The sequence below is a fragment of the Faecalibacterium sp. An122 genome, assembly GCF_002160895.1.
Classification (GTDB): Bacteria; Bacillota; Clostridia; order Oscillospirales; family Ruminococcaceae; genus Faecalibacterium.
Genome location: NZ_NFLL01000043.1, coordinates 1 through 13343 on the forward strand (window position 1 = coordinate 1; position 13343 = coordinate 13343).

Below are 13343 nucleotides of genomic sequence, written 5' to 3' on the forward strand. Positions count from 1 at the left end.
GCATGAATGCTGCCAGAGATGGCGCCGCCTATGCCGGAAAAAATGTGTATGTGGTGGGTGGAGCCGATGGTGCAGTGAAAGAGGCCCTGTATCTGGCTGGCTTTGCAAAGCAGGTGACAGTGATCCACTTTGAAGAGCAGTTGGGGTGCATTGCGGAGTTCCGTCAAAAGGTAGCCGCTGCGGGCAACATCTCGGTGCGCCTGGCATCCCGCCTGCATGCCGTTTATGGGCAGGATCAGGTGGAGCGGCTGGAGATTGCCAGCGAACAGGATGGCAGTATTGAAACGATAGAGGATCCTGGCTGCGGCATTTTTGTCTATGCCGGTATACTCCCCAATACTGAACTCTATACAGAACTGGCTTTGGAAGGCGGATACATCCCCACCAACGACAAGATGGAGACCGCCATTCCTGGTGTCTATGCTGCCGGTGATATCCGAGTCAAACAGGTTCGTCAGGTGGCTACCGCTGTGTCTGATGGAGCCATTGCAGCCATAAACGCTGCTATGGAATAATAAATATTGTTGTGTCTGGCGAATTGTCGCTGGATTACGATTATAAAACTCCCCAGAACCGCTTCATGGTGGTTCTGGGGAGTTTTGCTATACACTTGATAGCTATCTATTATCTATGACCCTCTAAAATGGTTGACTGTATATTGGTACAATACTTGGGGCGTAGTGGCAGCCAGGCTGCTCGTTGTCACAATATCTATCGAAAGCGATGCCTATAATTTTAGAAAAGTGCAGTCGGAGTAAGCTGCTGGTAAAAAGACCCTTGGTACGTTTTGCTGATATGCAAAAATCTCAAAAGAGCCATAAGGAAAGACCTCCGCGCCGGGAATTCGGGAATGGGGGAGGCCTGTTACTCAGAGCATCAACCGAACAACCATCTTTTTTGGAAGGGCTCCTTCTGGATCATGCCGACATCATATCCCGTACCACGGATAGCGGCTGCAATGAGCTCCGGGTCCAGCTCTGCTTCAGAGATGACCACTGTCTGACATTTCGCACGGGAAGAACGAACCTTTTTCACCGGACAAGCTTTGCGTACGGCATCGTTGACATGGGACTCGCACATTCCGCACATCATTCCGTTGACCTCTATTGTATACTTCCACATGGGTTCTCATCCTTTCTCAATTCTGCAAGGTCAAACTGCGTTAGGATCAGCTAAGCGGTTAGGTGATTCTAACTATAGAATACACCTTGTAAGACAAAATTGCAAGGTATTGCCATGTAGGTTTCATACCGGCTCTGTTGAGTAAGACATTTCCAGTGGTAAATGTATTTATTCCAAGATGTTGTTGTCATGCCGGGAGGGGATTTTAGGGCAATACGGCCATTTTAGTAAGGAATCCATTTACTCCTCTTGACAAATCAAGAGGAGTGATTTATGATAACAGTGTTATATAACGATGTTATGCGGAGGGCAGAAATGGAAGAAAAAACTACTGCCACCTTGGAGAGGATCCAACAGGTTGCTATGGAGGAGTTTGCAGAGAAGGGATTTCTGGGGGCCTCCCTGCGTCAGATTGTGAAGCAGGCTGGTGTCACCACAGGTGCGTTCTATGGCTATTTTTCCAGCAAAGAGGCGCTTTTTGCCTCCATTGTGGAGCCCCACGCCGCCGCTCTGATGGGCCGGTTTATGAAGGCTCAAACTTCTTTTGCTGAGTTGCCGGAGCAGGAGCAGCCGGACCATATGGGGCTGGAATCCAGTCAGTGTGTCCATTGGATGGTGGACTACATCTGCGACCACAGGGAGCCAGTAAAGTTGTTGCTATGCAAGGCTGAAGGCACCAGCTATGAGCGCTTTGTTCACAACATGGTGGAAGTGGAGGTGGAGTATACTCTTCAGTACATTGAGGTACTGCGCCGCTTGGGGCGTGTATGTCCTACACTGGACGAGCAACTATGCCATATCATTGCTAGCGGGATGTTCAACGGCATCTTTGAGATTGTTATCCACGATATGCCCAAGGAGCGGGCCATGTGCTATGTGGATCAACTGCGGGATTTTTACACTGCAGGCTGGCTGAAGTTAATAGGCCAGTAACTGCTGTATCGGTTTTTAGTAAGATAGGGGCTTTGCCCTCTTTCTTTTATACTGCAAGTTAGCATAAACTAACCAAAGGGAGGAATATTTATGAAGCAAAAAAAGCAAAATGCCTTGGCTGCCTTGCTAGGGTATGCGGGTAGCCACAGACGGCTTACTTTTCTGGGACTAGGGCTGTCGGGGATATCCATGATGTGTAGTATGGTACCTTATATCTGTATCTGGCTGGCAGCGAGGGATCTGATCGCAGTATCTCCGGACTGGACACAGGCTCAGAGCATCATACGCTACGGCTGGATAGCCTTTGCTTTCGCTGTGGGTGGTATCCTGATCTACTTTTTGGGCCTAATGTGTACGCATTTAGCAGCATTTCGCACGGCGGCCAACATCCGCAAGCAGGGTATGGCTCATGTTATGAGGGCACCGTTAGGTTATTTTGACACAAATGCGTCTGGTTTGATCCGCAGCCGACTGGATGCCGCTGCTGCCGATACAGAAACCCTACTGGCTCACAATTTGGCGGATATCGTGGGTACGTTCACTCTGTTTCTTTCCATGCTGGCGCTGATGTTGGTTTTTGATTGGCGCATGGGTGTGGCTTGTTTGCTGGCGGCGGTGATCTCAATCCTAGCTATGTTTAGCATGATGGGGGGCAAAAACGCTGGACTGATGGCGGAATACCAGGCGGCCCAAGACCGGATGGCTAAAGCCGGCACAGAGTATGTCCGGGGAATCCCAGTGGTCAAGATCTTTCAGCAGACCGTGTACTCCTTCAAAGCGTTTCAGCAGGCCATTGAGGATTACAGCACCAAGGCGGAGTATTATCAGGGTGATATCTGCCGTGTGCCGCAATCTATCAATCTAACCGTTACTGAGGGGGCCTTTCTGTTTTTAGTGCCGGTGGTGCTATTTCTAGCGCCCGGGGCTCTGGCAACTGGTGATTTTGAGGGCCTTGTAACAAATTTTGCTTTCTATGCCGTATTTTCAGCCATCCTTTCCACGGCGTTGGCCCGGATTATGTTTGCTGCGTCCGGCATGATGCTGGCTGATACCGCCCTGGGCCGCATCCAGCCGGTAATGGACGCTCCTACCTTGCCAGCGCCGGATAAACCTCAGACTCCCAAAGACAACCGAGTAGTGTTTCGGGACGTGAGCTTTACCTATGACGGGGCGCAGACCCCTGCCTTGTCCCATCTTTCCTTTACCGCCGAACCGGGGGAGACGGTGGCTCTAGTGGGCCCTTCGGGCGGCGGCAAGACCACAGCGGCCAGCCTGATCCCCCGGTTTTGGGATGTGGACGAAGGTACTGTGGAAGTCGGCGGGGTGGATGTGCGCCAGATCGATCCGCATGTGTTGATGGATCAGGTTGCTTTTGTATTTCAGAATAACCGACTGTTCAAGGCCAGTATTTTAGAAAATGTCCGTGCAGCCCGCCCCAATGCCAGCCGAGAGCAGGTTCTTGCTGCCTTGGAAGCCGCGCAATGCAGCGACATTTTGGAAAAGCTGCCCCAGGGACTGGACACCGTGATCGGCACAGAGGGAACCTATCTCTCTGGCGGCGAAGCACAGCGAGTCGCCCTTGCCCGGGCTATTTTGAAGGATGCTCCCATTGTGGTACTGGATGAGGCTACTGCTTTTGCTGATCCGGAAAATGAGGCTTTGATCCAGAAAGCCTTTGCCCGGCTGACGAAAGGCCGCACTGTCATCATGATCGCCCACCGACTCTCTACGGTAGTGGGAGCGGACAAAATCTTGGTATTGGACAACGGTCAGCTGATAGAGCAGGGCACTCACAAAGAATTGATCGTGGCGGGTGGGTTGTACACCCAAATGTGGACGGATTACAACCAGGCAATCCGATGGAAAATGGAGAGTGGCAAGGAGGAAAGGTAATGTTTGGAACAAAGTTTCAGCGGAAGTACGCCCTGACCGACCAGGGGGTAGAGAACGTCAAAAAGGGCGTCTTCTGGACGGTGATTGTCAATCTGGTGGTGATGGGTGGCGTCGGTATCCTGCATTTTGTGATGTCCAGACTAATGGCGACTCTGACTGAAGGTACTCCTCTGCCCGGTGCTCTCCAGGTGCTGGCGGGTCTTGCAGTGTTTGCTCTTCTGTCGTTTTTGACCCATCTCCAGCAATACAAAACCACCTACGGCCTTGTGTACGGCGAAGTGAAGGCCTCTCGCCTGCGTTTGGCGGAACAATTGCGAAAACTGCCCCTTGGTTTTTTTGGAAAACATGATCTGGCTGACTTAACAGAAACTCTAATGGGAGACGTCAACCGTATGGAACATGTTTGGAGCCATGTGTTGGGCTACCTGTATGGTTCCTATATCTCTACGGCTGTGATCACGGCCTGCCTGTTCTGGTACGACTGGCGGTTGGCCATTGCTTGTCTTTGGGGAGTACCAGTGGCTTTTGGCCTCCTGTTTGGGAGCAGAAAGATGGCAGAGCACCAGGCCGGGCAGACCAAGGAGGCCGCTGTTCGGGTCTCGGACGGGATGCAGGAAGCCCTGGAAAATGTTCGAGAAATTCGGGCTGCCAATCAGGAAGAGCAGTATCTTGTCGGATTGTATCAAAAGATCAACGACCATGAGCGGGTCATGATTCACGGCGAGCTGGTCACTGGTTTGTTCGTCAATGGGGCTAGTGTTATTATGCGGCTGGGAGTAGCGACCACAATCCTCGTGGGGGCCCAATTGATTCTGGCTGGGCAGATAGACTTTATGCTGCTATTTTTGTTCCTGATGGTCATCACCCGAATCTATGCGCCTTTTGACCAGAGTCTGGCACTAATCGCCGAGCTGTTTGTTTCTCAGGTTTCGGCAGATCGGATGAATAGACTATTTGATACCCCGATTGCAGAAGGAACAGAGAAGTTCTGTCCCAAAGGGCATGATATTGTGTTCGACCATGTGGGCTTTGCTTATGATGAAAAGGTTGTCCTGAGTGATATCACCTTTACCGCAAAGGAGGGCGAGATCACTGCGCTAGTAGGGCCTTCCGGCTCTGGCAAAAGCACCTGTGCCCGGCTTGCAGCACGGTTGTGGGATGTTACCAGAGGGACGATCAAAGTGGGGGAGATAGATATTTCTACGGTGGACCCGGAGGCATTATTAACCGATTATTCCATGGTCTTTCAGGATGTAGTGTTGTTTGACGATACAGTGATGGAAAATATCCGACTGGGTAAACGAGGAGCTTCGGATGCAGAGGTGATGGCAGCGGCTAAAGCTGCCAACTGCGAGGAGTTTATCAAAAAGCTGCCGCAAGGGTACCATACATCCATCGGCGAAAATGGAACTAAACTTTCGGGCGGCGAGCGCCAGCGGATCTCAATTGCCCGCGCACTACTGAAAAATGCTCCTATTGTGTTGCTGGACGAGGCCACTGCCTCTCTAGATGTGGAAAATGAAACTAAAGTACAAGACGCCCTCTCCCGGCTTTTGGCGGGCAAAACAGTGTTAGTCATCGCTCACCGGATGCGCACAGTGGCCGGCGCGGATCACATTGTGGTGCTAAAAGAAGGGCGGGTGGCCCAGCAGGGTACCCCGCAGGAGTTGATGGCGCAAGGCGGTCTTTACCGGCGGATGGTAGAGCTTCAGAGCGAGAGCGCTCAATGGAATCTAAAGCAGGCATAAATCGGCTGCCGTCAAAACTTAAAAAATAACATTTTTTGAATTCATATGGAAAAAATAGAGATCGTGGTCCGATTTACAAAGGATAACGGAAAATTACACGAACAAACTATTTTTGAATGGTCTGAAAAATCTTATGTAGACCAGAAGATATTGTATTTTCCAGGTTTAGAAATTCATTTAGCTAGTCACCTTGTGTTCAAAAATGGATCAGAAATTTATATGAGCCGTTATGAATAGGGTGTTTTAAGCCTTTTGGCACGGCATCCTGGCAAACTGTTTACAAAAGAGCAAATTTTTGAAGCAGTTTGGCACAAGGACAGCGACAGCCATCTGCGAGCTGTATCCAGTACAATTGGACGAATTCGACAGAAAATTGAGGATGACAAAGATCATCCGCAATACATTAGAACCGTTTCAAATCGTGGTTACCAGTTCATGCCGAGACCTGAAGATAATACACATTCTATAAGAAATCCATAATAAGGAAAGCCATCTCAACGAATTTAGGCCCTAGATTCGTTGGGATGGCTTTTGTTGTATTTTGACAGCTGTATTTTGACAAATGAATAAAATGAAAAAAGACGTCATATCCTTGCAATATGAATATGGAACACTTTACAATAGAGAAAAATCATTATAAGGAGATTGGCCTATGCAAACATTTAATGATGTTTTAAAACGTTTTTGAGTTTTTTTAGAAGAGTCCTCTTATTTGGAAGTGGTTCCTTGCCGCTGGGGATATGTAAGACTATTCAACGAAGGTGAGCCTATTAATTTTAGTGCGGTTCTCTGCCAGAAGCCAGAAGAACTTTATCAGGTGTTGGCCAATGATTTGGAGACAGAACTGGATGTAAGAAGAATGGATAACTGAAATTGGTATTGAAATGGTTTGATTTTAGCTTGGCTTTGGCATAGAAGCTTGGCAATCTATGATATACTGTACAGCAAGGAAAAGAATATTATGATAATTTGATTTTGGAAAGAGATTTGTCAAGGGGGATTTCTCCATATACAAACGAAATAGATACTCCGTACTTTTATGACATCCTTTATTACAATTAAAAAAGCAATATTTCCCTTCGGTTTTCACACATGAGGGAAATATTGCTTTCGATTTATTATCTTGAGAAAATTTCTAAATACTTCGCTATCCGGGCTGTATCGGCACTTTCCGTTTACAGACACAGCTCATGCAATGTGGCACCAACATCCCTATTGATGCAGACAGCCCTCGCTTGAATTTCCTTGGGGCAGCAGGATTCAGACAGATTGATGCAGATATAAAATGCGTTGGCGTTCTGATAGGTCATCTTCCAGAACGGGTACTTGATGATGACCGGCGTATTGCCGCCCACACCTAATTCCAGATAGACCACCTTTGCGTTTCCATGCCGACGAAGGAAATCCTCGTAGCGGGAATAAGCGGCATACCAGCCCTCGTCCTGGACGAAGGTGTTGTCGCACCGCAGATTCATGGTCATGGGCCTGCCGCAAACCGGGCAATGCGGGACAAGTTCTGTGGGGACACGCATATCCCGCTGCTCTGCCACCATGCGCCGGACAGTTTCCTCGTTGTCCCAAGTCTTTTGACAGCATGGCTCCGAGCATTGCCACAGGCCGTAGTCTCCCTGGGTATAGAACAGCCGCTCCTTATCAAAGCCGGCCAGCTGGAATTGATGGTCCACATTGGTGGTAAGGACAAAGTAATCTTTATCATGGACCAGCTTCAGCAGTTCATCATAAACGGGCTTAGGGGCTTTCTCGTATCGGTTTATCATAATATGGCGGCTCCACCATGCCCAATGTTCTTCCAGAGTTTCAAACGGGTAAAAACCCCCGGAGTACATATCCTGGATTTTGTATTTCTGAATAAAGTCTCCGAAATGTTCCTGGAACCGGGGGCCGGAATAGGTCAGTCCCGCAGAGGTTGACAGGCCGGAGCCTGCCCCGATCACAACGGCATCCGCCTCGTGCAGCGCCTGCCTTACCTGCTCGATCTGCTCAGAGTAGGTCATCATAGATTTTTGCGTCAATATCCTTGAAAACATTGAAAATCACCTTTCTCACCGTCGTTGGTGCTTGCAGGAACTCTTTGACCGTCTGAACAGCGATCCGGGCGGCTTCTTGATTGGGAAAGTGAAACTCGCCGGTAGAGATACAGCAAAATGCCACACTTTGCAGCTTATGTTCCGAGGCAAGTTTCAAACAGGAGCGGTAGCAGGAGGCCAGCAGCTCCCGGTCCTGCGGGGTAACGCGCCCGTGGATAATGGGACCTACCGTATGCAGCACATACCGAGCGGGCAGATTGTAGCCCCCGGTCAGCTTTGCCTGCCCGGGGGGTTCCGGGTGGCCCTGCTGCTCCATGAGTCGACTGCACTCGTCCCGGAGCTGAAGCCCTGCCGCCGAGTGGATGGCGTTGTCGATGCAGCCGTGGCAGGGAACGAAACAGCCCAGCAGCCGGTCATTGTCTGCGTCCACGATGGCGTCGGCTTTCAGCCTGGTGATGTCCCCCTGCCAAACAGCGATACCGGGATGACCGGGACGATCCTGGAGCGCGTCGGCCTCCACCACGCCCTTTTCCTCTCGTTCCGCCGAGAGCAAAGCGTCCTGCACCGCAAGGAACGACGGGTCCAGAGGCATCGGCGGGCGCACATTCATCAGACTGCGGAGCAATCTCCGCTGGGACAGTTCATCCTGGGGGAAGGCCCTCGCTTGTTCCTGGTAGGCAGGCATCTCTTTGAGAAGCACCTGAATTAAATATTGAATTTGTTGGATACGGTTCATAAAGGGTCCTCCCTCAGAAATGCTGTTATTTTTTGGCTTAGCTTGCTGCCCCGATCCGTTCCACAGCACCTGCCGGACAGATGGAAAGGCAGTTTCCACAATGCAAGCAGTGGGCGGTGTCAATGCTTCGTGGGATCGTATTGCTGATACAATTCACCGGGCAGACGCTTCGGCAGCCCTGGCAGCCGATACATTTTTCAGGAATAATGCGATAGCCGCTTTCCTGAATACGCTCACCACCAAAAGAAAAGCTCTGTCGATAGGGCGGAAGCTGGGCAAGGTCGAAATATTCTCCCTGGCCTTTGTAGAGCTGAAACACTTCCAGAGCCTCCCGGCTTTTTTCGGTGGGATAGATTTTTGCCATATAGGGGTTCTTTTCAAAGATTTCTGCCAGCCGCTTTTCTCCGATATTCCGTACCGCCCCTCTCACGGAGATTGCCGTGGTGGACAGGGTATCACCGCCTTTCATTCCCGAAAGAGAGACAAAGGGCTTTCTCATCAGGCGATGGTAAAAAGATTTTCCCTTTGCGGTCAGGAAATAAAGGCCGTCATCATCCGCCAACATCAGGTCGATCACACAGGTCTGAGGCAGGCCGTGTTCGTCCAAAGTGGCAAACACCACAGAATGGATGTCTGACTGGAGAATGTTCAAAATCTCTTGCGTTGTCATAGCTTACCTCCCCTTGTTTGTCCCCCGGAGAACCGGCGTCAGTTTCGGATATACCACCAATGTCACCAAAGCGATCCCAAGCCCTTTGAGCAGATTGAACGGAATCGCATTCCATAAGACTACATCCAGCTTGGTATGAATGAAGGGGATAAATTCAGCGAAAGATGCAATCAGCGCATCCAGCGGCATAAAGGTTTCAAACAGCGGCAGCAGAATAAAATAGTTTGTCACAGCCGCCATGATTGCCATGCCGATGGCCCCCGTCAGACAGGCCAGCCAAGCCGGACGATGATTTTCATAATAGATCATGCCTGCAAGATAGACCATAGCGCCGACCAGCAGGAAATTGGCCAGCTCGCCTACACCGCCGGTACTGGAGCTGAGCAATCCCAGCAGGTTCTTTACCAGCTCCACCAACACACCAGCCCAAGGCCCCATCGTCATTGCGCCGACCAGCGCCGGAAAGTCTGACAGGTCCATCCTGGCAAACGAAGGAGAAAGCGGTACAGGGAACTCAAAAAAAGATAAAACAAAGGATACTGCCGCCAGCAGCGAAATCATTGTCATGGTACGGGTGCTGCGCAGGGAGGCGGCTCGCCTGCTTGTAACAGCAGCTACGGGAATAGACTGATTGTTCATAACTCTCCTTATGAGATGGGCTTTAGATTAAGGCCGCCCCACATGATTGCAGGGCGGCCTTGGCCTATCTTCTATCATCCAGACTGTAACTGTCGGTGCCGGAATCACACCGGCTCATGCTATTCAGCTCGCGGACTCTACCGCCGGTGGGGACTTTCACCCCGCCCCGAAGATCGGTATGGATTTTTCAGGATTACAGGTCGTACACCTGGGGAGGATTGCCGGAGAAGTCGGCAATCACGGCATGGGCGTCGGCCAGATAGAACACCTCAAAGATCGGGTTGTCGGCGGTCTGGTACTGGCCCTTGACGATGGGGTTCTGGATGCACATCTCCTTGACCGGCATATTGTTCTCAAAGACCGCCTTGCCGTTCAGACGAATCCAGGCATACGCAGGGCTGGACACGGAAACCTCCACATAGGGGTTGGCCTGCATATCCTGATAGACATCCTTCTGGTTGTTGGTGCAGAACCACAGCTTGCCGTCTTTCTCACCGGCGAACATGAAGGGGCGGCACTTGGCTTTCCCGTCCCGGCCCACGGTGGCGAGGTACTGCACAGGGTTTTCATTCAGGAATTTCACGACTTCGTTCATAATAGATAACCTCCAAACTGTTGTTGAGAAAGTGTTTGCTTTCTGTTTCTGATTTAATTGTAACAGCGTTCTTTAGCTGCGTGAAGTACGCACAATATTGTGGTATAGTTACCTGCTGGTAACAATGCTCAATCAGAACTTACCGTTGTCGTTCTGCCAGGTGGACTGATCGGCAATGGTCTCCATGACATCCCAATGCTCGGCAATCTTGCCGTCCTCCACACGCCACAGGTCGTAGTAGCTGGTGGGAGCGCCGCCGTAGGTTCCCTCGCTGACCGCCAGGACAAAGTTGCCCTGCGCCAGAATCAGATGGGTTTCATCATAGATCATCTGGATGCCCTGCTCGGCCAGAGCAGTAAGTGCGGCATTCAGGCCGGAAACGCCATCCGCAATCGCGGTGTTGTGCTGGATGTAGGTGTCACCGTCAAAGTAATCGGCGGTCTTGTCGGGATTGTTGCCCTGCATCACATCGTAGAGGAAGTTCTTCACCAGTTCCCGGTTTTCCTCAGTCTTGTCCAGATCGGTCACTTCCATTGTACCGTCGATCTGGGTGTGGCCGGAGGGGTTCGGCTCCGCAGCAAGGGCGGCCAGGTTGTCCCAATGCTCGGCAATCTCGCCATCTTCATCAAAGCGAAAGATGTCAAAGGCCACCTGCTCGCCAGCACCGGCGAAGTTATAGACGGTCTGGAGGAACACATAGTCCCCGTCCTCAAAGGAACGGATGTTTTCCACGGTGGTCTTTACATCGGCAGACGCCAGGTATTCCACGGAGCTGATAAAGGCATCCTCCCCCGTGCCATAGGCCAGATTGTGCTGGATGTAGTTCTCGTCCAGCAGCTCACGGGCAGTCTCCGTATCGCCGGAAGCGAAGGTGCCGATCAGGGCCAGGGCCTTTTCGGTGTTGGTCTGTTCCTCCTGGGTGTTGCTTTCCACCTGGCTGCTGGGCGTGCTGCTTTCGGGAGCAGAACCGGGGTCAGAGGTGGAAGCAGTGTTGCTGGAACATCCGGCCAGAACGGAAGCAATCAGTGTCAGCGCAAGGGCGCTGGAAATAAACTTTTTCATTGCGATAATCTCCTTTGGGGTATAGTTGTGTTTTACGGTGTGCCGAGGTTTAGGCCCGAACCACGGAGATGCGCTGCTGATCGTGGTGGCCCTTCACAGCCTCGTCCACCATAGCGATGGCGTAGTCGGCGTAGCTGATGATGCTCTCGCCACGGCTGTTCAAGGTGAGTTCCTCACCGCCCAGCAGGTAGTTTCCGGTCCGCTCACCCTCTGCCTGGAAATCCCCGGCAGGGCTGATGTAGGTCCACCGGACATCCTTGCGCTGCCGCAGCTCGGTCAGCGCCTTGCCCATGTTGGAAGCCAGGGGCTTGAACACATCCGGGAAATCCGGGCCATCCATGACCTGAGCGGTATGCTCGGCATTGACATACAGGCTTCCGGCGCCGCCCACCACCAGCAGGCGGGTGTCCGTACCGCTGAGGATGTCACACAGGTGCTTGAGGGAAGTGCTGTGCAGAGGCAACGTGTCCTTGGTCCAGGCACCGAAGGCGTCGATGACCACATCAAAGCCCTTCAGGTCGGCGGCGGTCAGATCAAACAGGTCTTTGGTGATGACCTGGCTGGCCTCCGCCTTGTTCTCGCCGCGAACCACAGCAGTCACATCCAGCTTGCGGTCCAGAGCCTCCTTCACGATCAGTTTACCGGCTTTGCCATTGGCACAGATAACAGCGATTTTTATGTTTTTGTCCTCCTTGTCGCTCCTGTTTTCCTTGTTCGTATGGAACAGCTTTTCAAAGATGCTCATGGGGAATACCTCCTGATTCTTCTTGGGATCGGGGTGTTCCCCGTCCTTGCAAATTCATCATAGCGCAGGAGAAGCAGGTTGAAAAGTACGCACAATATTGTGCTATGGTCACCTTGCGGTAACAATTAGGCGGTTACCAAAAGGTGACTTTTTGATAAATTCAGGGTTTTTTAGCCTTTCCAATTCACAAAATATTTTATAAAAAATTCTTGACGCGCTTTAGAAACCAAGAGTAATATATAGACATAAGAGTAAAATAGAAACCAATGGAACAGGAGGCATCTGTATGGGAACTGCTACAAAAGAATTGCCAGCGTGTCCGGTGGAAACCACGCTGACATTGATTAGCGACAAATGGAAAGTTTTGATCTTGCGGGACTTGCTCCCTGGCACGAAACGCTTCGGTGAATTGAAAAAATCCATCGGCCATGTATCTCAAAAAGTTTTGACCGCTCAGCTGCGAGAGATGGAGGAAAACGGCCTTCTTACCCGTACCGTCTATGCGGAGGTTCCTCCGAGGGTGGAATATACGCTGACGGATTTGGGGTACAGTTTGAAGCCGATCTTGGACGCTTTGTGGAATTGGGGCGAGAACTACAAGGCGCAAAACAGTTGATAAAAGAGTGCCGCAGACCATCGCTAATGAATGGTTCTGCGGCACTCTTTTGATTATCGTTCCGGTCCTTTATTTTTCCTCTTGTTGAGATGCTGCTCCTTCTGCGTCTGGCGCACCATTCTCCGTACTGCCTGCCGCTCTATATCCTCATGCAGCATACGGGAAACTGTCTTTTTGCTGTCAAACATAAGAAGCGGGCTATACTTCTCACCGTAGACCTGCTGTGCCCGGTTCTCCGCTTCCTGTTCTTTGACGGGGCGGATTGTCTGTTTTGTTTCGTAGAGCTGCACCGGATCAACGCTCTGTGCCTGCTCCCGAAGCCCGGTATATTCAGTCAGGGCAGCATCCAACTCGGCAGAATATTTCTGTTCCTGTTCTTCCAACCGTTTCAAGCTCTGCTCCATGGCGGCAATGTCTTTAGGGTGTATCTGAAAACTCAAAAACGCCCAAAAAAGTGTTAAAAAGACAAGAAAAAGACATAAAAGGATTCTATCATAGGCAGTGCAAGGAAGTGATAGCATGACGATTCATCGTTA

General features: G+C 50.9%; 16 protein-coding genes and 1 riboswitch. Of the genes, 7 read left to right on the forward strand and 9 right to left on the reverse strand.

All coding sequences use genetic code 11. The annotated features are described in order from the left end of the window. On the forward strand, positions 1-515 hold a 515-nt coding region (locus tag B5E67_RS14480; protein ID WP_158098910.1), incomplete at its 5' end, for an FAD-dependent oxidoreductase. 361 nt (positions 516-876) lie between these two features. Here B5E67_RS14480 and B5E67_RS14485 read toward each other — a convergent pair. Next, complete coding sequence (locus tag B5E67_RS14485) at positions 877-1122, reverse strand: heavy metal-associated domain-containing protein (RefSeq protein ID WP_087249656.1); 246 nt, start codon at positions 1120-1122, stop codon at positions 877-879. A gap of 315 nt (positions 1123-1437) precedes the next feature. On the opposite strand from B5E67_RS14485, the gene B5E67_RS14490 reads away from it, so the two are divergent. From B5E67_RS14490 to B5E67_RS14510, 5 genes are all read left to right on the forward strand, one after another. After that, on the forward strand, positions 1438-2055 hold the full coding sequence (locus B5E67_RS14490) for a TetR/AcrR family transcriptional regulator (protein ID WP_087385831.1): 618 nt from the start codon (positions 1438-1440) through the stop codon (positions 2053-2055). A 90-nt stretch (positions 2056-2145) separates the two neighbouring features. Further along, positions 2146-3948 (forward strand): ABC transporter ATP-binding protein, encoded by a 1803-nt coding sequence (locus B5E67_RS14495; protein WP_087385823.1) that lies wholly within the window; start codon positions 2146-2148, stop codon positions 3946-3948. After that, positions 3948-5696, forward strand: a complete 1749-nt coding sequence (locus B5E67_RS14500) for an ABC transporter ATP-binding protein (protein WP_087385824.1) — start codon at positions 3948-3950, stop codon at positions 5694-5696. Before B5E67_RS14495 ends, B5E67_RS14500 begins: the two co-directional genes overlap by 1 nt. Before the next feature lie 252 nt (positions 5697-5948). Then, positions 5949-6176, forward strand: coding sequence for a helix-turn-helix domain-containing protein (locus tag B5E67_RS15980; protein ID WP_242957035.1), 228 nt, complete (start codon positions 5949-5951; stop codon positions 6174-6176). A 232-nt stretch (positions 6177-6408) separates the two neighbouring features. After that, the gene (locus B5E67_RS14510; RefSeq protein WP_242957036.1) at positions 6409-6567 is read left to right on the forward strand and encodes a hypothetical protein; all 159 of its coding nucleotides are present in this window, start codon (positions 6409-6411) and stop codon (positions 6565-6567) included. Positions 6568-6871: 304 nt separating this feature from the next. On the opposite strand, the gene B5E67_RS14515 is transcribed toward B5E67_RS14510, so the two are convergent. The 7 genes from B5E67_RS14515 to B5E67_RS14545 form a co-directional block, all read right to left on the reverse strand. Beyond that, a complete protein-coding gene (locus tag B5E67_RS14515; protein WP_343286532.1) occupies positions 6872-7474 on the reverse strand; it encodes a Sir2 silent information regulator family NAD-dependent deacetylase in 603 nt (200 codons plus the stop codon). A gap of 223 nt (positions 7475-7697) precedes the next feature. Beyond that, a complete protein-coding gene (locus B5E67_RS14520; RefSeq protein WP_087385826.1) occupies positions 7698-8480 on the reverse strand; it encodes a protein-ADP-ribose hydrolase in 783 nt (260 codons plus the stop codon). Positions 8481-8517: 37 nt separating this feature from the next. Further along, the gene (locus tag B5E67_RS14525; protein ID WP_087385827.1) at positions 8518-9150 is read right to left on the reverse strand and encodes a 4Fe-4S binding protein; all 633 of its coding nucleotides are present in this window, start codon (positions 9148-9150) and stop codon (positions 8518-8520) included. A gap of 3 nt (positions 9151-9153) precedes the next feature. Then, positions 9154-9789: an ECF transporter S component gene (locus B5E67_RS14530; RefSeq protein ID WP_087385828.1), complete on the reverse strand. Its 636-nt coding sequence runs from the start codon at positions 9787-9789 to the stop codon at positions 9154-9156. 62 nt (positions 9790-9851) lie between these two features. Beyond that, a riboswitch (FMN riboswitch) is annotated at positions 9852-9967 on the reverse strand. 15 nt (positions 9968-9982) lie between these two features. Continuing rightward, positions 9983-10384: a pyridoxamine 5'-phosphate oxidase family protein gene (locus B5E67_RS14535; RefSeq protein ID WP_044939873.1), complete on the reverse strand. Its 402-nt coding sequence runs from the start codon at positions 10382-10384 to the stop codon at positions 9983-9985. Between the two features lie 132 nt (positions 10385-10516). Beyond that, positions 10517-11446 (reverse strand): nuclear transport factor 2 family protein, encoded by a 930-nt coding sequence (locus B5E67_RS14540; RefSeq protein WP_087385829.1) that lies wholly within the window; start codon positions 11444-11446, stop codon positions 10517-10519. A gap of 49 nt (positions 11447-11495) precedes the next feature. Then, positions 11496-12191 carry an NAD(P)-dependent oxidoreductase gene (locus tag B5E67_RS14545; RefSeq protein WP_343286533.1) on the reverse strand — a complete coding sequence of 232 codons (696 nt, stop codon included), beginning with the start codon at positions 12189-12191 and terminating at the stop codon, positions 11496-11498. A 286-nt stretch (positions 12192-12477) separates the two neighbouring features. Between B5E67_RS14545 and B5E67_RS14550 the strand changes: the two genes are divergently transcribed. Continuing rightward, complete coding sequence (locus B5E67_RS14550; RefSeq protein WP_087385830.1) at positions 12478-12807, forward strand: helix-turn-helix domain-containing protein; 330 nt, start codon at positions 12478-12480, stop codon at positions 12805-12807. A gap of 53 nt (positions 12808-12860) precedes the next feature. Here the strand turns inward: B5E67_RS14550 and B5E67_RS14555 are convergent, their stop codons facing one another. Then, positions 12861-13211: a hypothetical protein gene (locus B5E67_RS14555; RefSeq protein ID WP_242957038.1), complete on the reverse strand. Its 351-nt coding sequence runs from the start codon at positions 13209-13211 to the stop codon at positions 12861-12863. Positions 13212-13343: the final 132 nt, after the last annotated feature.

Excerpts from the sequence above, each read along its gene's own strand:
- B5E67_RS14555 (WP_242957038.1), bottom strand. The coding sequence starts at position 13,211 with ATGGAGCAGAGCTTGAAACGGTTGGAAGAACAGGAACAGAAATATTCT.
- B5E67_RS14500 (WP_087385824.1), top strand. The coding sequence starts at position 3,948 with ATGTTTGGAACAAAGTTTCAGCGGAAGTACGCCCTGACCGACCAGGGG.
- B5E67_RS14520 (WP_087385826.1), bottom strand. The coding sequence starts at position 8,480 with ATGAACCGTATCCAACAAATTCAATATTTAATTCAGGTGCTTCTCAAA.
- B5E67_RS14545 (WP_343286533.1), bottom strand. The coding sequence starts at position 12,191 with ATGAGCATCTTTGAAAAGCTGTTCCATACGAACAAGGAAAACAGGAGC.
- B5E67_RS14525 (WP_087385827.1), bottom strand. The coding sequence starts at position 9,150 with ATGACAACGCAAGAGATTTTGAACATTCTCCAGTCAGACATCCATTCT.
- B5E67_RS14540 (WP_087385829.1), bottom strand. The coding sequence starts at position 11,446 with ATGAAAAAGTTTATTTCCAGCGCCCTTGCGCTGACACTGATTGCTTCC.
- B5E67_RS14535 (WP_044939873.1), bottom strand. The coding sequence starts at position 10,384 with ATGAACGAAGTCGTGAAATTCCTGAATGAAAACCCTGTGCAGTACCTC.
- B5E67_RS14530 (WP_087385828.1), bottom strand. The coding sequence starts at position 9,789 with ATGAACAATCAGTCTATTCCCGTAGCTGCTGTTACAAGCAGGCGAGCC.
- B5E67_RS14485 (WP_087249656.1), bottom strand. The coding sequence starts at position 1,122 with ATGTGGAAGTATACAATAGAGGTCAACGGAATGATGTGCGGAATGTGC.
- B5E67_RS14515 (WP_343286532.1), bottom strand. The coding sequence starts at position 7,474 with ATGATAAACCGATACGAGAAAGCCCCTAAGCCCGTTTATGATGAACTG.
- B5E67_RS14495 (WP_087385823.1), top strand. The coding sequence starts at position 2,146 with ATGAAGCAAAAAAAGCAAAATGCCTTGGCTGCCTTGCTAGGGTATGCG.
- B5E67_RS14550 (WP_087385830.1), top strand. The coding sequence starts at position 12,478 with ATGGGAACTGCTACAAAAGAATTGCCAGCGTGTCCGGTGGAAACCACG.
- B5E67_RS14490 (WP_087385831.1), top strand. The coding sequence starts at position 1,438 with ATGGAAGAAAAAACTACTGCCACCTTGGAGAGGATCCAACAGGTTGCT.